This window comes from Aeromonas sp. R1-1, assembly GCF_040908495.1.
Lineage (GTDB): Bacteria > Pseudomonadota > Gammaproteobacteria > Enterobacterales > Aeromonadaceae > Aeromonas > Aeromonas veronii.
The window spans coordinates 1-18,700 of the sequence record NZ_JBFODV010000265.1; the positions used below are offsets into that span (position 1 = coordinate 1).

Here is an 18,700-nt window from a genome sequence, read left to right on the forward strand (position 1 = left end):
GCCAAGATCACCAACATCTGCTACAAGCACCAGCTCAACATCATCAAGAACGATGAGTTTGTGGATCACGAGAATGGCCGCTTCTTTATGCGTACCGAGCTGGAGGGGCGCTTCAACGACGAGACCCTGCTGGCCGACCTCGATGATGCCCTGCCCATCGGCGCCCAGCGCCGTCTGGTCAAGGCAGGCAAGAAGCGCATCGTCATCCTGGTGACCAAAGAGACCCACTGCCTCGGCGATATTCTGATGAAGAACTACGCGGGCGCGCTGGATATGGATATCGTCGCGGTGATCGGCAACTACGACACCCTGGCCGAGCTCACCGGCAAGTTCGATATCCCGTTCCACACCGTCAGTCACGAGGGTCTGAGCCGGACCGAACATGAGGAGCAGGTTCGCACCATCATCGACAGCTATGAGCCTGACTATGTGATCCTGGCCAAGTACATGCGGGTGCTGACCCCGAGCTTCGTCGAGGCCTATCCGCGCAAGATCCTCAACATCCACCACTCCTTCCTGCCCGCCTTCATCGGTGCCCGCCCCTACCGGCAGGCGTTTGATCGCGGCGTCAAGCTGATCGGTGCCACCGCCCACTTCGTGACCGACGATCTGGATGAAGGCCCCATCGTCGAACAGGACGTGATCCACGTCGGTCACGCCTTCAGTGCGGACGACATGGCCAAGGCGGGTCGGGATGTGGAGAAATCGGTGCTGAGCCGCGCGCTGGAGCTGGTACTGAACGAGCGGGTGTTCGTCTACGGCAACAAGACGGTGGTCTTCAAGTAATCCGCCCACACGGCCCGTATGCAAACGCCAGAAACAACAACGGCTCCCGCGGGAGCCGTTGTTGTTTCTGCGCCGAGTGTCAGAGCGGCAGATCGTTTACCGTCACCGCGCCCTTCTCCAGCTTCAACTCGGAGGTCAGCGCTTGCTTGTCGGCCTTCAGATAACCCATCTGGGTCAGCTGATCGAGCATGGGGGCCAGTTGCGGCACCGCCTTGCCCAACTTGTCGCTGAGGCTGGCATGCAGCACGCCGGAGAGGGCCTGCATCCCCGCGTCGCTGTTAAACAGTTGCTCCAGCGAGGTAGAGGCCAGCCTCACGTCCCCCTTCATGGTCACCGCCTCACCGTTGAGCTTGGCGCTGAGATCGGCCAGTTCAAGGGTCGCGCCACGTTTGAGCATCTTGTCCAGCGCCTGCTGGATAGCGGCATCTTCAACTCCCTTGCCACCGGCGGCCTGCAGCCCCTGATACCCTTCCAGATCCAGACCGTTGAGGTTGAGCGCCAACTTGCTGTCGGTCACCGCCAGGGTGTCGGTCTCGTTCTCCAGATCCAGCTTGGCAATTTTCATCTGATAGCTGCTGGAGAGGGTCTGGGCATCATCACCGGTCAGCTGAGTCTCGGTAGTCATCCCCTGCAGGGCGACCTTGACGCTGTCAGGCAGTTGTACCGTGAGGGCCGAGAGGGTCATCTCGCTCTGGGGCGAGAGGAGCACACCGCAGATCTCGGCAATGTCGGCACTCCCTTTCAGATCGGCCAGCACCAAGTCCATCTTGCTCTGCTCTTCATGGACCGTCATCCCCTGCCAGGTCATGGTGAGGTGACCATTCCCCTCCAGATTGCCGTGGAACTCGCCGCTCAGGGGCAGGAAGCTGAACTCGTCCAGCCCCTGTTTGATCTTGAATTCATTGGCCCAAAAACGGCTGCTGTTACCCTGGGTCCAGAGACTGGTGACCGACTCCAGACCGAGTTCCCACTGCTCCATGCCCAGTGCGGTGAAAACCGGCGCTAGCGTGCCATTATGGGTATCGAGCAGGAAGTGGCTCTTGATGTAGAGCGGCAGGATCTGGCTCTTGACCACCAGCTGCAACTCGATGGGCTGACTGCCCTCCAGCTCGCTGTCGATGGCAGCCAGCTCCTCCGGCGTCACCACGACCTTGAGGATCCCGTCACGGGTGAAGAGGTTGCTGCTACCCGGCTGCCACTGCATGTCGATACCGGTCTCTTGCTCTACCTTGGCGATCTGCTCCGCCATGATGTTGTCGAAGCTGTTGCCCGTGTACCAGCACGCAGCCAGACCACCACCTACCAGTGCCGCACCCACGGCGAAGGCCACTATCTTTTTCATATATCCATGTGTCTCCAGGGAGTTGTCACTGCACTCTACGGGGCGGACTCGGGGCTAGGCAAGTCCAATCAGATGGCGAGTCCACTTTCTTGCGGCTCGCCACAACATCACAGCAAGGGGCTGAAGAGATAGAAGATGTTCTCCATCGCCTTCTTGTACCAGGGGCGGGCCTGCCATTGGGCCAGGGTCATCGGGGTGGCTTCTGCCATATAGCCTTGTACCAGCCGGGTCATCTGGGCCACGAACGAGGGGTTATCCACCAACAGGGTCACCTCGAAGTTGAGCCAGAGGCTGCGCCGATCCAGATTGACCGTCCCCACCAGAGCGAAGTCATCATCCACCAGCACGCTCTTGGTATGGAGCAGACCGGCATCGTAGCGGTAGATCTCCACCCCGGCCGCCAGCAGCTCCTCCATAAAGGCGTTGCAGGCGTAATTGGCCATGATGGAGTCATTGCGTGCCGGCAATACCAGCTGCACCTGCACTCCGCGCGCCGCTGCCGAACTGAGTGCGGCCGCCAGTGGATCGTCGGGTACAAAGTAAGGGGTCGTCAGCACCAGATGGCTGCGCGCCTGATAGATGGCCAGCAGCAGGCTCTGCTGGATGCAGTCGCCGCCGACGAAGGGGCCAGACGGGATCAGCTGGGCGCGGTAGTTGGTCTGGGGCCAGGCTTCCGGCTCATGCTGCAAACTGTCGAGCAGCCGCTCGCCGGTCTCCATCTCCCAATCCCAGACGAAGATCGACCACATCAGCGGCACCATGGGCCCCTGCACCCGGATCATGATGTCGACCCACTGGCCGACTCCGGCATCTTGCTTGAAGAAACGGGGATCCACCATGTTCATGGAGCCGGTGTAACCTACCCTGTCATCGATCACCACCAGCTTGCGGTGCATCCGCAGATCCTGACGCTGGAACAGAATGCGCCAGGCACCGACTGGCAGCACCTCCACCAGCTTGACCCCCGCCTTGCGCAGCTTTTTGGGCCAGTGGGAGCGGAAGAACTGTTTACTGCCCACCGAATCGAGCAGCAAGCGACAATCCACGCCGCGTTGCGCCACGTCAATCAGCGCCTCGCACACCTCGTCGGCATCGCCGCCCGGATGCCAGATATAGAACTCTAGATAGCAGGAGAGGGTCGAGCGACGGATATCCTGGGCAATCTCGCGCAAGATCCAGTCCGGCTTGTTGAGCAAGGTCATGCGGTTGCCAGAGAGCATCGGCATGGCGAGCCGTCCCTGGATGAGATCGTGCAGCGGCTGTGCTTTGGCGCCCACTTCGCAGCAGTGCTGCGGGAACAGACGGGCCAGTTGCCGGATCCAGATGGCATAAGGGCGATACATGGCCTGGGCGCGCTCGGCACGGCGGCGCCCCAGCTTGATTTCACCAAACAGCACATAGAAACCCACCCCGGCAAACGGAATGGCATAGATCAGCGCCAGCCAGGCCAGCGACACCCCAATGGGACGGCGTTTCATCACCACCCGAAACGACACACCGGTGACAATCACGGTATGAAAAAGCAGTAGCAGCCAACCCAGAAAACGGGAAAACAGCAGTTGAAGATCGTGTTCCAGACCGTTAAACAACGGGGACTCCTTCTAATCGACAAACAGCGCGGTGGGCAGACCCCAACCGGCCGGGATGGTATGCTGTAAGGCAAATCCATTCTATCAGGTCGCACGCATGATCCTGCAATCTATGCTGCTCAGCCTGGCCATGCTAGGCCAAGGCTCATATGACATCAATGAGCAACAGATAAACCAGTACCTACAATCTCAGGTGCAAGTCGACAAACAGCTGGAGCTGCCGGGCATCATCAAGGCCCATGTGACGCTTGAGCAGAGCGACGTCCAGATCGGTCGCCAACGCCCCGATACCGCCCGGGTCTATGGCAAGGGCAAGCTCAAAATCGCCCTGCCAGACAATACCGAATATGACGCCCGCCTGCAGATGACCTATGAGGCGAGACCCCGCTATGACAAGAGCCAGAGCGCCCTGTTTCTCGATAACATGAAGCTGGTGGAGTACAAGCTGGAGCCGGAGGCGGCCGAGAAGAAGTTCGGGCTGATGCTCAACATGCTGCTGCAAAGCATGGAGAAGCGGCTCGAGACCAAACCGGTCTACAAACTCAATGACAAGGATCCGGATCAGGCGTGGCTGAAGGAGAATCTGCTGGGACTGGAGCTGTCACCGGGCAAGATCCACCTGCTTACCAAACCCCGCTAAACCGCTCAATTCAGGAGGGGCTGGGTGGTATCCCGTACCAGCAGCTCCACCTGATAACCCTGCTGCTGCTGCCGCTCGTAGAGGGAGAAAAGCGACCCGCTCAATTGATTGAGGGGCATATCGGCAAACCCGGCCTTGAGATAGAAAGGCTTCTCGAAGGGCAGCGCCTGACAGACCACAGGTTTGTCCAACAGACCGTGACAGGCGTGCTGCAGCAGCCGTGACCCCAATCCCAGCGACTGGTAGTGGGGCAACAGGCGAAAGCCGCACAGATGGTAAAACTCCTCCTCGTCCCGCAACCGAACCGCCCCCACCAGCCAGTGAGCATCACGCACGACAAAGATCCGCTCGGCCAGATCCGGCACATAGTGGGAAAACGTCGTCTCGTAATAGTCCCTGATAAGGGAGAGGTCGGCGTCGCAGTACTCTTCGAAAGTGAGTTCCATCGCCAGCTTGCTTGTCACAGACAAATCCTTTGATAATCAGTTATTAGTGCCAGATACGGTGCGCTAATCCGACCACATGACGCCAGCACGATAGCATGCCTTTCGTCAACAAAAAAGCGGACGTCGTGGGCAGCTTGCTTACCCGGTGGAAGAGGCCATGACCCACCGCCCGACTGCCAAAACTGTGCTTTATGATGACAATCCTTTATTGCGGCAGATACTTTGATCCCGGTCACCGAATCGGATCATTTGCCCCCTGTTGGCCGCTTGTTCTGCCCTCGTCATGATGCTTTACTCAACATGGTCATCACAAGAAGGAGTATTTGGGTTGAAAGCATGGATGCTGGCAGGCCATATGTTGTTGATCCCCCTGAGCGGATGGAGCCAGACTCCCCCCCCCGCGGAGGTGATCTTCCTGACCGCAGCGCCCTCCCCCTTGCGTTCGGTCAAAGATGCCACTCCCGTCCCACAACCCGACACCGCTCAAACGACGGCAGTCGCCACCAACGGCAAGAAGCAGATCCAGGTCTATAAATCGGTGCAACAAAACGGGGTGGTTCGCTACTCCGACATGGCGCCCGAACAGGGCCATTACGAGCTGCTGCTGTTCAACGACTGCTTCGCCTGCGACCCCAAATCCAGCGTCAACTGGCAGACCACAGGCCTGTTTCTCTATGACTATGCCAGCACCATCAAGGCAGCCGCCAAAACCTATCAGGTTGAGCCGGCGCTGATCCGGGCGCTGATCCATGCGGAATCCGCTTTTAATCCGCTGGCGGTCTCCCGCAAGGGGGCGATGGGGCTGACCCAGCTGATGCCCGCCACGGCGCGGGAGTTAGGGGTCGGCAATGCCTTGCTGGCGGAGCAGAATATCTTCGGCGGGGTGAAATACCTGGCGGGACTGCTCAAGCAGTATGACGGCAACGTGGCGCTGGCGACCGCGGCCTACAACGCCGGCGCGGGCGCCGTACAAAAACATGGCGGCATCCCGCCCTATGCGGAAACCCGTGCCTATGTGGAGCGCGTCCAGCTCCTCCACCTGCGCTACAAAGAGATGCTGCAGGCCAAAGGGCTCTGAGGTTAGCCTCGGTTAATGCTCTTTTCTCGCCCCTCCAGAAACAAAAAACACGCCCGCAGGCGTGTCGATACCACACTTTGTTTCGCAAATGATTACTTCTGCTCAGTCGCCACCAGGCGATAAGCCAGCGCACCCAGAATGGCACCGACAATCGGGGCAACCCAGAACAGCCACAGCTGGCTGATAGCCCAGTCACCGACAAACAGCGCAACACCGGTACTGCGGGCCGGGTTGACCGAGGTATTGGTCACCGGAATGCTGACGAGGTGGATCAGGGTCAGGCACAGACCGATGGCGATCGGCGCGAAACCGGCAGGCGCACGGCTATCAGTGGCGCCCATGATGACGAACAGGAAGAAACCGGTCATCACCACTTCACACACCAGTGCGGCAGTCAGACTGTAACCACCCGGAGAGTGCTCACCATAGCCGTTGGAAGCAAAACCGGCAGAGAGATCAAACCCGGCCTGACCGCTGGCAATCACGTAAAGCACGGCAGCAGCGGCAATGCCACCCAGCACTTGCGCCACGATGTAAGGCAGTACACCGGATGCCGGAAAACGCCCCCCCGCCCACAAACCGACGGTCACGGCCGGATTGAGGTGGCAACCGGAGATATGGCCTATGGCAAACGCCATGGTCAGCACGGTCAGACCGAAAGCCAGCGAGACCCCCAGCAGACCAATCCCGACGTGAGGGAAGGCCGCAGCCAGCACGGCACTGCCGCCCCCCCCCAATACCAGCCAGAAAGTGCCCATAAACTCAGCAGCAACAGGTTTCACATTATTTCTCCCATTTGAGATAACACCGAACAAGACCCGAGAAGGGCCCATGCTTGAACAAGCGCAGCATTATGGGAGTGTGAGTCCAGATTGCGAACCCGGCAGGCAGAGCTCATTGAATGTGATATTCGTCACAATTTTTTGATTAGATAAGAGATTTGTCATTAAGACGGCTGGCTGCACATCTCATACCCAAGGGCGTCATGCGACAACTTGTGACACCATTTAGCTCGAGTGCTCATCCCTTGAACGATAAAAACGGAGGCGTGGTCAGTCTCCTGCAGGGGCAAAACGGCTGACAACCTGCCCCTGATGCTCAATCCACTCCATAAACATGGCGACGGGTCGGGCATAGACCTGACCATCCTGCTCGGATTGATAAATGACCAGCTGCTCCTGGGTTTCGGTATGCAAAGCCAGGGCAAGCACTTGATAGTAACCCCCCTTGAAGTGGCGATAGCGGCCTGGAACGGGTGCTTGCATGGGAAAACCTCGCAGAAGTAATACCGATGAGCTAACCACATAAAGATGACACCATGAGTGCCATTCAACTCATCGAAAAGGGGGACGAAGACGATTTTTTACACAAGCCAATCGTGCCACAGGATCCGGATATTGCAACACAGTCAGGCAGCATTGTTAATTCGTTCCCCATGTTTCACTAGTTAACCTTGGTTAGCACCAAAGATCGTGCTGAATTTAACGTTATAGCAACCCTGTTTTAGGGCTAAAAATCAGGGAATTCTTCTAAAAAGAGGATTGTTCTAGCATTCAATTCTGTGAAGAATAGGGGAAAAGAAATTTGATACTAAAAATCGCCTTTTTCGCCAACGCGTCCCTGTGGGGAAGGAATCACACTCACCATGTTCACAATCGACAAGTCGCACAAGCTCGACGATGTCTGCTATGACATCCGCGGCCCGGTGCATAAAGAGGCTCGCCGTCTCGAAGACGAAGGCCACCGCATTCTCAAGCTCAACATCGGCAATCCGGCCCCGTTCGGCTTTGATGCGCCGGAAGAGATCATCAAGGATGTCATCCTCAACATGCCGCTGAGCCAGGGCTACTGCGACTCCAAGGGGCTCTTCTCTGCCCGTAAAGCGGTGATGCAGTACTACCAGCAAAAAGGGATGCGCAAGGTCGATATCGACGACATCTACATTGGCAATGGCGCCAGCGAGCTGATCGTGATGGCGATGCAGGCGCTGCTCAACAATGGCGACGAGATGCTGGTGCCCTCCCCCGACTACCCGCTGTGGACCGCGGCCGTCACTCTCTCCGGTGGCCATGCGGTGCACTATCGCTGCGACGAAGGGGCTGACTGGTACCCTGATCTCGACGACATCCGCGCCCGCATTACCCCGCGCACCCGCGGCCTGGTGCTGATCAACCCCAACAATCCGACCGGTGCCGTCTACGGCAGCGAGTTCCTGCTGGAAGTGATCGAGATCGCCCGCCAGCACAACCTCATCATCTTCGCCGACGAGATCTACGACAAGATCCTCTACGACGATATCTCCCACACCAGCGTCTGCACCCTGTGTGACGATGTGATGGTGGTGACCTTCAACGGCCTCTCCAAGGCCTACCGTGCCTGCGGCTTCCGTCAGGGCTGGATGGTCATCACCGGTCCAAAAGGCCGTGCCCGCGGTTACATTGAAGGGCTGGAGATGCTGGCCTCCATGCGGCTGTGCGCCAACGTGCCGATGCAGCACGCCATCCAGACTGCGCTTGGCGGCTACCAGAGCATCAACGAGCTGATCCTGCCGGGCGGCCGCCTGCGCAAGCAGCGGGACAAGGCGTGGGAGCTCTTGAACGAGATCCCCGGGGTCTCCTGCGTCAAACCCAAGGGGGCGCTCTACATGTTCCCGCGCCTCGACCCCAAGGTGTATGACATCCGCGACGATCAGAAGATGGTGTTCGACCTGCTGCAGCAAGAGAAGCTGCTGCTGGTACAGGGCACCGGCTTCAACTGGCCGGCACCGGATCACTTCCGGCTGGTGTTCCTGCCCCGCGAAGAGGAGCTGGAAGATGCCATCGGCCGCCTCGCCCGCTTCCTCAAGGGCTACAAGCAGTAAGCAAAGCTCATGAAAAAGGCTCCCGCGGGAGCCTTTTTGTTATCTGTGGTTTTATCCGTGCCATCAGCCGTGCAGCAGGGCACCGGCCACCAGCACCGCCATGGTGATGAGGGCTACGCCGATGATAAAGGGCAGCACCCAGCGCACGAAGCGATCGTAGGGGATCTTGGCGAGCGCCAAACCGGCCACCAGATGAGCGGCGGTGGGGGCAAACAGGTTGATCCAGCCGGAGGCGGACTGATAGGCGGTGATCACCAGATCTCGGGAGATGCCGGAGAAGTCCGCCAGCGGCCCCATCAGCGGCATGGAGACGGTCGCCAGCCCCGAGGTGGAGGGGATGAAGAAGCTCAGGATGATGTGCACCAGATAGGCCATCAGGATGAAGACCGATGAGGAGAGTCCGGTCACCAGCCCTTCAGCCCAGTGCAAAATGGTGTCGATGATGACGCCCTGCTCCATCACCACATAGATGCCGCGCGCCACCGCAACCACCAGTGCCACCCCGATGAGATCCCGAGCGCCGCTCAGGAAAGTCGCCACATAGTTGGACTCCGGCATCCGGTTGATCAGCGCAATCAGGATGGAGGCACTGAAGAACAGGGTCGAGAGCTCGTCAAACCACCAGCCAAAGGTGGGCAGCACGTCGATCCCCAAATCCGACCAGGGCACCACCGCATAGATCATCAACAGGAAGGTGCCGAAGAACACCAGCATGGTGAGTTTCTGCTTGCCGGTGAAGGCGAGATTGCCGCTCTTCATCTGGGAGAACTCGTCGTCATAGGCGATGTCGGCCAGCACGGAGCGGGATTTGTCCTGCTGCACCTGCTTGGCGTAGCGCATCACGAACCAGGAGGCGAAGATCACCAGCAGCAGCCACTGGATGACCCGCAGGCCAATCCCCTCACCGATGGGAATGCCGGCAAAACCGGAGGCGATGCCGGTAGCAAACGGGTTGACGGTGGAGGCGAGCACCCCGACCCCGGAGCCAAGCAGGATAATCCCCGCCGCCACCATGCGATCAAAGCCCGCCGCCATCATCACCGGCACGATGAGTGCCCAGAAGGCCACCGTCTCCTCTGCCATGCCGAAGGTGGAGCCGCCGAGGGCAAACAGGGCGATCAGCACCGGGATCAGCAGCCGTTCGCGCCCGGCAAAGCCGCGCACGATGGCTCCCACCCCGGCATCGAGCGCACCGCTTTGCATAGTCACTGCCAGAAAGCCGCCGATGATGAGCACGAACAGCGCCACGTCGGCCGCCTTGTGAAAGCCCTGAATGGGGGCCTTGAGCACCTCGAACACCCCCTGCGGGTGGGCGGGTAACTCGGTGTAGCTGCCGGGCACCGGCAACAGCCGCTCGTCGCCGCTGTAATCGGCCACGGCCGCTGCCGCAACCGGCTGCTGGGTCTTGGCGGTGACATAGTCATACTTGCCCGCTGGCAGCACCCAGGTGAGGGCGGCCATCAGGGCGATGATGATGAAAAGCAGGGTATAAACTGTGGGGAGTTGGCGCTTCTTGGGCGCCTCGTTTGGAGTGGTCATAGCTTCCGTACCTCGGCAATGCCGTCTGTGATCCGATCAGCGCAAGACTAGCGGGTTTGATATGGGAAAAAGGTGATCGCTGATAATAAAATTCCGCAAATTAGCGGAATGTTTGCCAAAAAAACAGGGCCCCGCGGGGCCCTGTCTTCACTTGAGTCAGACTCAGAGCTCGACCACGTCGAATTTCACATCCGGATTTACATCCGCATCGTAATCGACCTCATCCAGACCGAAACCGAACAGGCGCAGGAACTCCTGCTTGTAGCCGGTGTAGTCAGTCAGCTCGGAAAGATTCTCGCTGGTGATAGATGGCCACAGGTCGCGGCAGGTCTGCTGCACATCTTCACGCAGTTCCCAGTCATCCATGCGGATGCGAGCCTGATCGTCCAGCGCCATGTCGGACGCGTAGAGACGGGTGCGCATCATGCGATCTACCTGCTCCATGCAACCCTCGTGAATTCCCTTCTCCTTCATGATCTTGAAGGCCATGGAGATATAGAGCGGCATCACCGGAATGGCGGAAGAAGCCTGGGTCACCACGGATTTGAGCACGGCGACATGGGCGGTGCCGCCCTTGGCTGCCAGATCGCCACGGATGGCGGCAGCGGCGCGGTCCAGATCTTCCTTGGCGCGGCCCAGAGTGCCATGCCAGTAGATTGGCCAGGTCAGATCGGTACCGATGTAGGAGTAGGCCACGGACTTGGCGCCGTCAGCCAGCACGCCGGCATCACGCAGGGCAGCCATCCACAGCTCCCAATCCTGACCGCCCATCACTGTGATGGTGTTCTGGATCTCTTCCTCGTTCGCCGGCTCGACGGTGGCGGTGATGATCTGGTCCTTGTTGGTATCGATGGCGGTGGTGGTGTAGACCTCACCGATCGGTTTGAGGGCAGAGCGCACCACTTCGCCGGTTTCCGGCATCTTGCGCACCGGAGAGGCCAGGGAGTATACCACCAGATCGATTTGACCCAGATCCTGCTTGATAAGCTCAATCACCTTGGCGCGGCACTCGTTGGAGAAGGCATCGCCGTTGACGCTCTTGGCGTAGAGGCCCGCCTCTTTGGCTGCCTTGTCAAAGGCGGCAGAGTTGTACCAGCCAGCGGTACCTGTCTTGGACTCGGTGCCCGCTTTTTCAAAGAAGACGCCGAGGGTGGCGGCGCCGCTACCGAAGGCAGCCGCAATCCGGGAGGCCAGGCCATAACCGGTGGAAGCGCCGATCACCAGCACCTTTTTGGGACCATTCTCGATGGTGCCCTTGGCCTTGGTATAAGCGATCTGGCGACGAACATTGGCTTCACAACCGACCGGATGAGTGGTGGTGCAGATAAAGCCGCGAACCTTGGGTTTGATGATCATATGGGGTCTCGGATCCGTTTAATGGATGAAATCGGGGCATAAGATACCTCATCTTGCCGCGATAAGGTGCTCTGATGTGTTGAACTGCGGCAAAAATGGCCATTCAGGGTGACAGCTGCCGTCAAAAATGCACAATTTTTCGGAAAGCCTCACTTCATCAGTCCGGTAATGAATCTTCCCATATCTATGGAAACCGATGACATGTTTCAACACAGGTGCAGTACGACCAACATGATACAAAAAGGCCCCGAACTCTCGGGGCCTGGGGGTAATTCATCGAACTATATCAAGCGGCATGTGAGCGCCATTTAAAATGATTAATCTGTGTTCTCATTGACTTGGCCATCTCATCAAGACGCTGACACTTGGCCGATACATGGGCTGCCGAGTCCGAGGTATGTACTGCGATATCGGCAATATTGACCATGCTGCGCGTCATCTCTTCGGTGACTTTGCTTTGCTCTTCGGCTGCAGCGGCGACCTGCACATTGAGATTATTCAGATCATCCACCGCACTCACAATTTCTTCCAAAGAGACGCCGCAGGTCAGCATCAGGGTATTCGTCTTCTCCACTTCAGATAATCCGATATTCATACTATCAACAGCCATAGTTGCATTCTGTTGCAGGCGATTGACGGTGTTCTGGATTTCTCCGGTAGAGTTTTGGGTGCGCTGAGCAAGTACCCGGACTTCATCAGCCACCACCGCGAAACCGCGCCCCTGCTCACCCGCTCTGGCGGCTTCAATTGCCGCATTCAGTGCCAGTAAATTGGTTTGTTCGGCAATCGAGCGAATAACCCCCATCACCTGAGTAATGTTATTGCTTTCGATGGCCAGGTTTTGCAGCACAGTGGATGTATTTTGCAATTGACCAGAGAGCAGAGCCATATTCCCAATGGTCTCCTTGACAACCGCTTGCCCCTCTTCTGCCTTGTTTTCAGCCTGACGGGCGGCAATTGCAGCACTATTTGTATTCTGGGCGATTTCGTTAACCGTTGCGCTCATCTCATTCATCGCCGCAGCGCTCTGATCTGTCTCCAGACGCTGCTGGGCCATTTGTTCAGCACTGGTTAGCCCCAGCTCGTTCAGTGCATCGGCGCCTGTCGATAACTGTTCGGCCACGTCATCCATTTCGCCAATCAATCTGCGGAAATGGCTAACCATATCATTCAGCGCCCGTGCGACTTGCCCCAATTCATCTTCCCGAATGACGGGGACGGTGACGGTCAAATCCTGCTCATGCTGCAATTTGTAAAGTGCTCTACGCAAAGCGGTGAGCGGTTGACTGATCCCGCGAAAAATCCAGATCCCCAGCACGGATAAAGCGAACAGGGCAATCCCGGTAATGGAGAGGAAGGCAAATGAAAAATCAACGGCCAGACTTTCCAAGGTACCAACATGCTCATCTGCAAATCTCAGCTGGAGTTCAACCAGCTTGCCCAGCTCCTCATTAAAAGGATCAACCGTGCTGTATAACTGATGAATTGCCTTATCAAGAGGAGCTTTTAATGAAAGATCACTCTTAATACCATCCAGTGTAATGTCGGCCTTGTTCATCAATACCTGGGCAGACTCCGCTATCGCCCGCTCTTCCGCAGACATCTTCTGGGCCATGTAACGCTTCCATTCCGTTGCGGCTTTTAACTGCGCTTCAGTAACGGAACGTTTTGCCTCTTCACGGGTGATTAATCCAACATGCGCTTTATTGATCGCATCAACGACACTGACCGCATACAAGTCTGAAATCAGCTTCAGTTCGGATAACTGCTGCACCTCCTCTTCATTCACCTGATGGGCAGCCTGATTCATCAGGCGCATCCCCCAAAGGGAGAGAGTGCACAGCAAAATCATACAAAACAGCGGTACCACAACCAGCATCAATAATTTGCTACGAACCGAGATCCCTTTCATGGTGTCGTCCTCATACACAGGCCACTGGTCGTTTAATATGCAATTGATACACCAAGCATCACGCGACCACTCATTTCAATACAATCAACCGCTTACCTCATTAAAAAGCGCTGTCTGTGCACCATAGTGCAATGCAAGTTGCAACCTGTTCGCAAAACCAGACCTTAAACACATCAGCGCAGAAGAAGGGCTAATGCCCTTATTGATAATGCGCTTTTTGAGTCTATTCATCATTTCGTTGATGTCTAATCTTTGCAAAGCAAAATCCGTAGCGTGTTGCAGCCTGCATCGTCCATTCACTGATGGCGGCAACGTCCACGAAACTAGCAAGCAATGCGGGTGATGTGGCCATCCTGCAGCTTATAGAAGGCATCTTGCGGCAACTCCTGTGACCAGGTCGCCTCATAGTCGAGATCGGCATAGACGCCGCGCAACATGGCACCGAGCAGACCGTGGGAGATAACAATGGCCCGCTCGGCGATGGCGGGATCATGCAACCACTGGTGTGCCCGGCGCTGAATGTTCTCGAAGCTCTCGGCCCCCGGTGCCTGCAGATACCAGTCCCCCTTGCCGGTATCGAGCTCGGGGTGGGCAAGACGCAGCGCCGGGATCTGGCAACTCTCCCACTCCCCCATCCCCAGCTCCATCAAGCGATCGTCCCAGACGATGCGATCTGCCGTCAGTCCCAACTGCTCGCACACCAGCAGGGCGGTCTGACGGGCGCGCCCGAGCGGGCTGGCGTAGACGGTCCAGCGTGCCGGATCGGCCAGCTCGTCTCGTAGCCGCAATCCCATGGCAATAGCTTGCGCTTCCCCCTTCTCAGTCAGATCGGAGTTGCAGCGACCCTGCAGGCGCTGTTCGGCATTGAAAAGGGTCTGGCCATGGCGCAGCAGATAGATGAGTCGAGACATGATTTCTCCAGCACGTTCAGAGAGATAGAAAAATAAAGGGGACGATGATAGCAGATGAGCCCGGTGGATGGCCCAAACAGACGTGTAAACGCAGGCGTAAAAAACGGGTCAGTGCCGACCCGTTTGCTGTCAATTTGGCCAGAGTTAACCGGCTCAGCCCTTCTTGATCTCCCGCAGATAGCGGTAGATGGAGTGGACCGAGATCCCGAGCTGGCGCGCGGCAATCTGGGCGCTGTCTTTCAGTTCGAAGATCCCCATGTCGTGCAACTGGTTGACGATGACCCGGGTCTTCTGGGACGGAGGCACCGCCTCGTTGCCGCGCACCTCGGCACTGACGGTATCTATGGTGCTGTTGAGCGCTTCGTCGATGTTGCGGGCGAACACCTCCGGGGTGGCATGGCTCTCGTGGGGATGCATACACTCCGGCATCATGGTGCGCAACACGGATTGCAGCGGAGCATCCATGTCGCTGTTGATGCAGAGCAACCCGATGGCCCTGTGCTCCCCGTTGCGGATCACGGTGGTGATAGAGCGCAGGGTCTTGCCGGTGGCGCACTTGGTCATGTAGGGACTGGAGATATCCTGCCCGCTCTTGAGCTTCATCATCGCCAGGTTGGTGATGGGAGCGCCGACACTGCGACCGGTGATATGGCCGTTGGCAATCTTGACGATCGAGGGATTGCGCGCATCCAGACTGTGGAGCAGCACTTCGGTGTGCTGACCATACATGGCGGCGATGCCATCCACTATGTTCTCCATCGACTTGAGGATCTCAAAATCGCTCGGACTCAACTCTTGCAGCTTCACAATGGGACCTTCTTGCAAGGGTTGCTGCCGGGCAATGTGCGCCGGGCAGCAACCGACAGGGACATCAGGCGGACATGATATCAATAATGGTGCTGTCTGTGGCAGACATGCCCTCCTTCACCATCTGGCCGACGTTGCGGATGGTCTGATCCACGTCGCCGGCGACGATCCCCTGCCCCGACACCGAGTGACTGTTGAGGGCCATCAGGAAGCCGCGCACCGCCGCGCCGGAGGAGGTACTGACCTTCATGGCGCAGGAGGCTTTCGCCCCGTCACATACCATACCGGCACTGTCGCTCAGCACATTCTGGATGGCGAAGCAGGATTGCTCGAAGCTGCCGCCCGCCAGATAGACCATGGCCATGGAGGCGGCCGCGCTGGTCACGGTATTGCCACAGAAGGCCGACAGCGGCGGATAGTGGGACTTGATATAGATGGCGCCCAGATGGCTCATGATGAGGGCGCGAGCCAGCTGCTCTTCGCTGGCCGCAAAGCGCTCGGCAATCACCATCACCGGAATGGTGGCGGCAATGCCCTGGTTGCCGCTGCCGAAGTTGCTCATGGCTGGCAGGGTCGCCCCCCCCATGCGGGCATCAGAGGCAGCCGCCGTCATCATCACGATGCGGTTCATCACATCCTCGCCGATAAGACCGGCATTGATGTTCTGCTGCATGGTGCGGCCAATCTCCAGGCCATAGGGGTTGTTCATCCCCTCGGCGGAGAGCTTGCCGTTGAGCTCCGAGGCTTTGAGGATGAACCTGATCTGCTCGAACTCCACCTGGGTGGCGAACTCGTAGATGGCGGCGATGCTGATATCGACGCCATCGCAGATGGAACCGGTGGCACCGCCCTGGCTCTGATCGGCGGTGAAGGTCACCTCGCCATCGCGGCGCTGCTCGACGATGCGGGTATGACCGCCGCACAGGGTCACTTCGGCGCTGTGTTCTTCACCCTTGTCATCAGTGCCATAAACGGTCACGCGGCAGAAGATAAACTCGGGGGCAGCGGTGCGGCTCACCTGCACCTTGCCGGCATCGATTAGCTGCTGGGCACGATCCACCTGTGCTGGCTGGATCGCGGCCAGCACCTCCAGCCCGGCATCGGCGTTGCCGCCGATGGCACCGGCCGCAGCCGCAATGGCCAGACCGATCTTGCCGGTGCCCGGCACATAGACACCCATCGAGTTTTTATAGAGATTGTCCGACACCGCAACCTCGAGGCGACCGGGCTCACACCCCAGTTGCCGAGCGGCGACAGCCGCGGCATAAGCGGCGGCGATTGGCTCGGTACAACCCAGCGCTGGTTTGACAACCTGTTGAATAATCTGCAGATACTGCTGCCACGCTTGTTTCATCACTTGAACCTTTTTATCAGCATTAACGAGCGATATGGGCGATCGCTTCCACTTCAACCTTGACGCCCATCGGCAGATCCTTCACTGCGAAGCAGCTGCGCGCCGGACAATCTTTCTGGAAATAGGCTTTATAGACCTCGTTGAACGCGGCAAAATCGCTGATCTCGGCGAGGTAGCAGGTGGTTTTGAGCACGGTATCCAGCGAGCCGCCAGCGGCTTCCAGCACGGATTTCAGGTTTTCCAGTGACTGGCGGGTCTGGGCGGCAATCCCCCCTTCCACCACACCACCCTGCTGCTTGCAAACCGGCAACTGACCGGAAGTAAAGATGAGGTCGCCATAGGCAGTGCCGTGGCTGTAGGGACCGATAGCGTCAGGTGCCGCTGCTGCTGTAATGATGCGTTTCATATAGCCACTCCTGTTTGTGCAATTTTTTTTGCAATCATGAATCTCATTCCGTTCAACATTATTTGCTTTTTATTTTATCCATTCAACAAAAAGATACAAAAATGGCGTTTAAAGGCACCTTTCGGCCTCAATATAAACCGTGATCACCATCCTGATTTGAACAAAAGTACTCTTATGGGCATTGTTTATGACTGTTTCATTCAACTATATTTGCGCCGCTTTCCCACATCCCTACAAAAAAGAAGGTTTTAATGGACGCGCATAGCACTACACTCGCCAGCCCCGTGATGGGCACGCTGGAATGGAAAGAAGCGGTTCGCTTCGACAGCACCGACTGGGGCTGGATCATCATGAGCATCGGCATGGCCATCGGCGCGGGGATCGTCTTCCTGCCGGTACAGGTGGGTCTGATGGGTTTGTGGGTCTTTCTGCTCTCGGCAGTGATCGGCTACCCCGCCATGTACATGTTCCAGCGCCTCTTTATCAACACCCTGGCCACTTCGCCGGAGTGCAAGGATTACCCCAGCGTCATCACCGGCTACCTCGGCAAGAACTGGGGTGTGCTGCTCGGCGCGCTCTACTTCGTGATGCTGGTGATCTGGGTCTTCGTCTACTCCACCGCCATCACCAATGACAGCGCCTCCTTCCTGCAGAGCTTCGGCGTCACCGACGGCCTGCTCTCCGAAAACCCGCTCTACGGTCTGGTGCTGATCTGCGGTCTGGTGGCACTGGCCTCGCGCGGCGAGAACCTGCTGTTCAAGATCTCCACCTTTATGGTGCTGACCAAGATCAGCGTGGTGGCGGTGCTCGGCCTGATGATGGTGGACAAGTGGGATGCGGCCAACATCACCGCCATGCCCGCCGCCGGTGACTGGATGAAGGATGCCATCATCATGCTGCCCTTTACCCTCACCTCTATCCTCTTTATCCAGAGCCTGAGCCCCATGGTGATCTCCTACCGCTCGCGGGAAAAGTCGCTGGAAGTGGCCCGCTTCAAGGCGATGCGCGCCATGAATATTGCCTTCGGCATCCTGTTTGTGGTGGTGTTCTTCTACGCAGTCTCCTTCACTCTGGCCATGGGCCACGATCAGGCGGTCAAAGCCTCCGAGGAGAACATCTCCGCGCTGGCGATGGTAGCCCAGGGGATGCCCGGCCAGACCCTCAAGCTCCTGAGCCTCACCCTCAACATCTTCGCGGTGATGACTGCCTACTTCGGCGTCTATCTGGGCTTTCGTGAAGCCTGTCAGGGTCTGGCGATGAACCTGTTGCGCAGGGTGCTGCCGGAAAACCGCATCAACAAAGGATTGGTAGGCAAAGGGATCATGGTGTTTACCGTCATGCTCTCCTGGGGGGCTATCGTGCTCAACGCACCGGTACTGAGTTTCACCTCCATCTGCAGCCCCATCTTCGGCATGGTGGGTTGCCTCATCCCGGCCTATCTGGTCTATCAGGTACCGGCGCTGCACAAGTACAAGGGCACTTCTCTTTACATCATCATCGTCACCGGCCTGCTGCTCTGCGTCTCGCCCTTCCTGGCGTTCAACTGACGGTTGCAGGCGGATATCCCCTTATCGACCACGGGTCACCTTCGGGTGGCCCGTTTTCTATTGGCTCGGCTGACGGCGCCCCCGCCCGGAAGTAAAAAGCCAAGGGGATCACAACTTGCAACCGGCC

At 57.8% G+C, this 18,700-nt stretch carries 17 protein-coding genes; 5 read left to right on the forward strand and 12 right to left on the reverse strand.

Features of this window, described 5'->3' with window-relative positions:
* Nucleotides 1-786: formyltetrahydrofolate deformylase (gene purU / locus AB5Y92_RS17970; protein ID WP_368227303.1), on the forward strand; the 786-nt coding region annotated here is incomplete at its 5' end.
* Between the two features lie 79 nt (nt 787-865).
* On the opposite strand, the gene AB5Y92_RS17975 is transcribed toward purU, so the two are convergent.
* Both AB5Y92_RS17975 and cls read right to left on the reverse strand, forming a co-directional pair.
* A complete protein-coding gene (locus AB5Y92_RS17975) occupies nt 866-2,128 on the reverse strand; it encodes a DUF945 family protein (RefSeq protein ID WP_368227304.1) in 1,263 nt (420 codons plus the stop codon).
* Nucleotides 2,129-2,235: 107 nt separating this feature from the next.
* A complete protein-coding gene (cls, locus tag AB5Y92_RS17980) occupies nt 2,236-3,717 on the reverse strand; it encodes a cardiolipin synthase (protein ID WP_368227305.1) in 1,482 nt (493 codons plus the stop codon).
* A 97-nt stretch (nt 3,718-3,814) separates the two neighbouring features.
* Here cls and AB5Y92_RS17985 point away from each other — a divergent pair, with 97 nt between their 5' ends.
* Nucleotides 3,815-4,357 (forward strand): DUF1439 domain-containing protein, encoded by a 543-nt coding sequence (locus AB5Y92_RS17985; protein WP_005353308.1) that lies wholly within the window; start codon nt 3,815-3,817, stop codon nt 4,355-4,357.
* A 5-nt stretch (nt 4,358-4,362) separates the two neighbouring features.
* On the opposite strand, the gene AB5Y92_RS17990 is transcribed toward AB5Y92_RS17985, so the two are convergent.
* Nucleotides 4,363-4,803: a GNAT family N-acetyltransferase gene (locus AB5Y92_RS17990; RefSeq protein WP_041980377.1), complete on the reverse strand. Its 441-nt coding sequence runs from the start codon at nt 4,801-4,803 to the stop codon at nt 4,363-4,365.
* 340 nt (nt 4,804-5,143) lie between these two features.
* Between AB5Y92_RS17990 and AB5Y92_RS17995 the strand changes: the two genes are divergently transcribed.
* Nucleotides 5,144-5,881 (forward strand): lytic transglycosylase domain-containing protein, encoded by a 738-nt coding sequence (locus AB5Y92_RS17995; protein WP_265062896.1) that lies wholly within the window; start codon nt 5,144-5,146, stop codon nt 5,879-5,881.
* A 92-nt stretch (nt 5,882-5,973) separates the two neighbouring features.
* Here AB5Y92_RS17995 and aqpZ read toward each other — a convergent pair whose 3' ends face one another.
* Nucleotides 5,974-6,663 (reverse strand): aquaporin Z, encoded by a 690-nt coding sequence (gene aqpZ, locus AB5Y92_RS18000; RefSeq protein WP_368227306.1) that lies wholly within the window; start codon nt 6,661-6,663, stop codon nt 5,974-5,976.
* A gap of 270 nt (nt 6,664-6,933) precedes the next feature.
* Nucleotides 6,934-7,146 (reverse strand): DUF1653 domain-containing protein, encoded by a 213-nt coding sequence (locus AB5Y92_RS18005; protein WP_005334366.1) that lies wholly within the window; start codon nt 7,144-7,146, stop codon nt 6,934-6,936.
* Nucleotides 7,147-7,526: 380 nt separating this feature from the next.
* Here AB5Y92_RS18005 and AB5Y92_RS18010 point away from each other — a divergent pair, with 380 nt between their 5' ends.
* The gene (locus AB5Y92_RS18010; protein WP_005334367.1) at nt 7,527-8,741 is read left to right on the forward strand and encodes a pyridoxal phosphate-dependent aminotransferase; all 1,215 of its coding nucleotides are present in this window, start codon (nt 7,527-7,529) and stop codon (nt 8,739-8,741) included.
* 63 nt (nt 8,742-8,804) lie between these two features.
* Here AB5Y92_RS18010 and AB5Y92_RS18015 read toward each other — a convergent pair whose 3' ends face one another.
* The 7 genes from AB5Y92_RS18015 to AB5Y92_RS18045 form a co-directional block, all read right to left on the reverse strand.
* Nucleotides 8,805-10,280 carry a YfcC family protein gene (locus tag AB5Y92_RS18015; RefSeq protein WP_201941354.1) on the reverse strand — a complete coding sequence of 492 codons (1,476 nt, stop codon included), beginning with the start codon at nt 10,278-10,280 and terminating at the stop codon, nt 8,805-8,807.
* 162 nt (nt 10,281-10,442) lie between these two features.
* Nucleotides 10,443-11,636 carry an enoyl-ACP reductase FabV gene (fabV, locus tag AB5Y92_RS18020; protein ID WP_005361765.1) on the reverse strand — a complete coding sequence of 398 codons (1,194 nt, stop codon included), beginning with the start codon at nt 11,634-11,636 and terminating at the stop codon, nt 10,443-10,445.
* 286 nt (nt 11,637-11,922) lie between these two features.
* On the reverse strand, nt 11,923-13,548 hold the full coding sequence (locus AB5Y92_RS18025) for a methyl-accepting chemotaxis protein (RefSeq protein ID WP_021229324.1): 1,626 nt from the start codon (nt 13,546-13,548) through the stop codon (nt 11,923-11,925).
* 323 nt (nt 13,549-13,871) lie between these two features.
* On the reverse strand, nt 13,872-14,459 hold the full coding sequence (locus tag AB5Y92_RS18030) for a histidine phosphatase family protein (protein WP_368227307.1): 588 nt from the start codon (nt 14,457-14,459) through the stop codon (nt 13,872-13,874).
* 153 nt (nt 14,460-14,612) lie between these two features.
* Nucleotides 14,613-15,266 (reverse strand): transcriptional regulator, encoded by a 654-nt coding sequence (locus AB5Y92_RS18035; protein WP_005334376.1) that lies wholly within the window; start codon nt 15,264-15,266, stop codon nt 14,613-14,615.
* A 64-nt stretch (nt 15,267-15,330) separates the two neighbouring features.
* The gene (locus AB5Y92_RS18040; protein WP_019445950.1) at nt 15,331-16,620 is read right to left on the reverse strand and encodes a serine dehydratase subunit alpha family protein; all 1,290 of its coding nucleotides are present in this window, start codon (nt 16,618-16,620) and stop codon (nt 15,331-15,333) included.
* Nucleotides 16,621-16,642: 22 nt separating this feature from the next.
* Entirely contained in the window at nt 16,643-17,026 is a 384-nt protein-coding gene (locus tag AB5Y92_RS18045; protein ID WP_005344164.1) for a Rid family detoxifying hydrolase, read from the reverse strand.
* Between the two features lie 251 nt (nt 17,027-17,277).
* Here AB5Y92_RS18045 and AB5Y92_RS18050 point away from each other — a divergent pair, with 251 nt between their 5' ends.
* Nucleotides 17,278-18,573 carry an amino acid permease gene (locus AB5Y92_RS18050; protein ID WP_021229327.1) on the forward strand — a complete coding sequence of 432 codons (1,296 nt, stop codon included), beginning with the start codon at nt 17,278-17,280 and terminating at the stop codon, nt 18,571-18,573.
* Nucleotides 18,574-18,700 lie beyond the last annotated feature (127 nt).

What these genes read in the sequence shown, in the direction of transcription:
- AB5Y92_RS17975 (WP_368227304.1), bottom strand. Translation starts at nt 2,128, where the DNA reads ATGAAAAAGATAGTGGCCTTCGCCGTGGGTGCGGCACTGGTAGGTGGT.
- AB5Y92_RS17985 (WP_005353308.1), top strand. Translation starts at nt 3,815, where the DNA reads ATGATCCTGCAATCTATGCTGCTCAGCCTGGCCATGCTAGGCCAAGGC.
- AB5Y92_RS17990 (WP_041980377.1), bottom strand. Translation starts at nt 4,803, where the DNA reads ATGGAACTCACTTTCGAAGAGTACTGCGACGCCGACCTCTCCCTTATC.
- AB5Y92_RS17995 (WP_265062896.1), top strand. Translation starts at nt 5,144, where the DNA reads ATGCTGGCAGGCCATATGTTGTTGATCCCCCTGAGCGGATGGAGCCAG.
- AB5Y92_RS18005 (WP_005334366.1), bottom strand. Translation starts at nt 7,146, where the DNA reads ATGCAAGCACCCGTTCCAGGCCGCTATCGCCACTTCAAGGGGGGTTAC.
- AB5Y92_RS18010 (WP_005334367.1), top strand. Translation starts at nt 7,527, where the DNA reads ATGTTCACAATCGACAAGTCGCACAAGCTCGACGATGTCTGCTATGAC.
- AB5Y92_RS18015 (WP_201941354.1), bottom strand. Translation starts at nt 10,280, where the DNA reads ATGACCACTCCAAACGAGGCGCCCAAGAAGCGCCAACTCCCCACAGTT.
- fabV (WP_005361765.1), bottom strand. Translation starts at nt 11,636, where the DNA reads ATGATCATCAAACCCAAGGTTCGCGGCTTTATCTGCACCACCACTCAT.
- AB5Y92_RS18025 (WP_021229324.1), bottom strand. Translation starts at nt 13,548, where the DNA reads ATGAAAGGGATCTCGGTTCGTAGCAAATTATTGATGCTGGTTGTGGTA.
- AB5Y92_RS18030 (WP_368227307.1), bottom strand. Translation starts at nt 14,459, where the DNA reads ATGTCTCGACTCATCTATCTGCTGCGCCATGGCCAGACCCTTTTCAAT.
- AB5Y92_RS18040 (WP_019445950.1), bottom strand. Translation starts at nt 16,620, where the DNA reads ATGAAACAAGCGTGGCAGCAGTATCTGCAGATTATTCAACAGGTTGTC.
- AB5Y92_RS18045 (WP_005344164.1), bottom strand. Translation starts at nt 17,026, where the DNA reads ATGAAACGCATCATTACAGCAGCAGCGGCACCTGACGCTATCGGTCCC.
- AB5Y92_RS18050 (WP_021229327.1), top strand. Translation starts at nt 17,278, where the DNA reads ATGGACGCGCATAGCACTACACTCGCCAGCCCCGTGATGGGCACGCTG.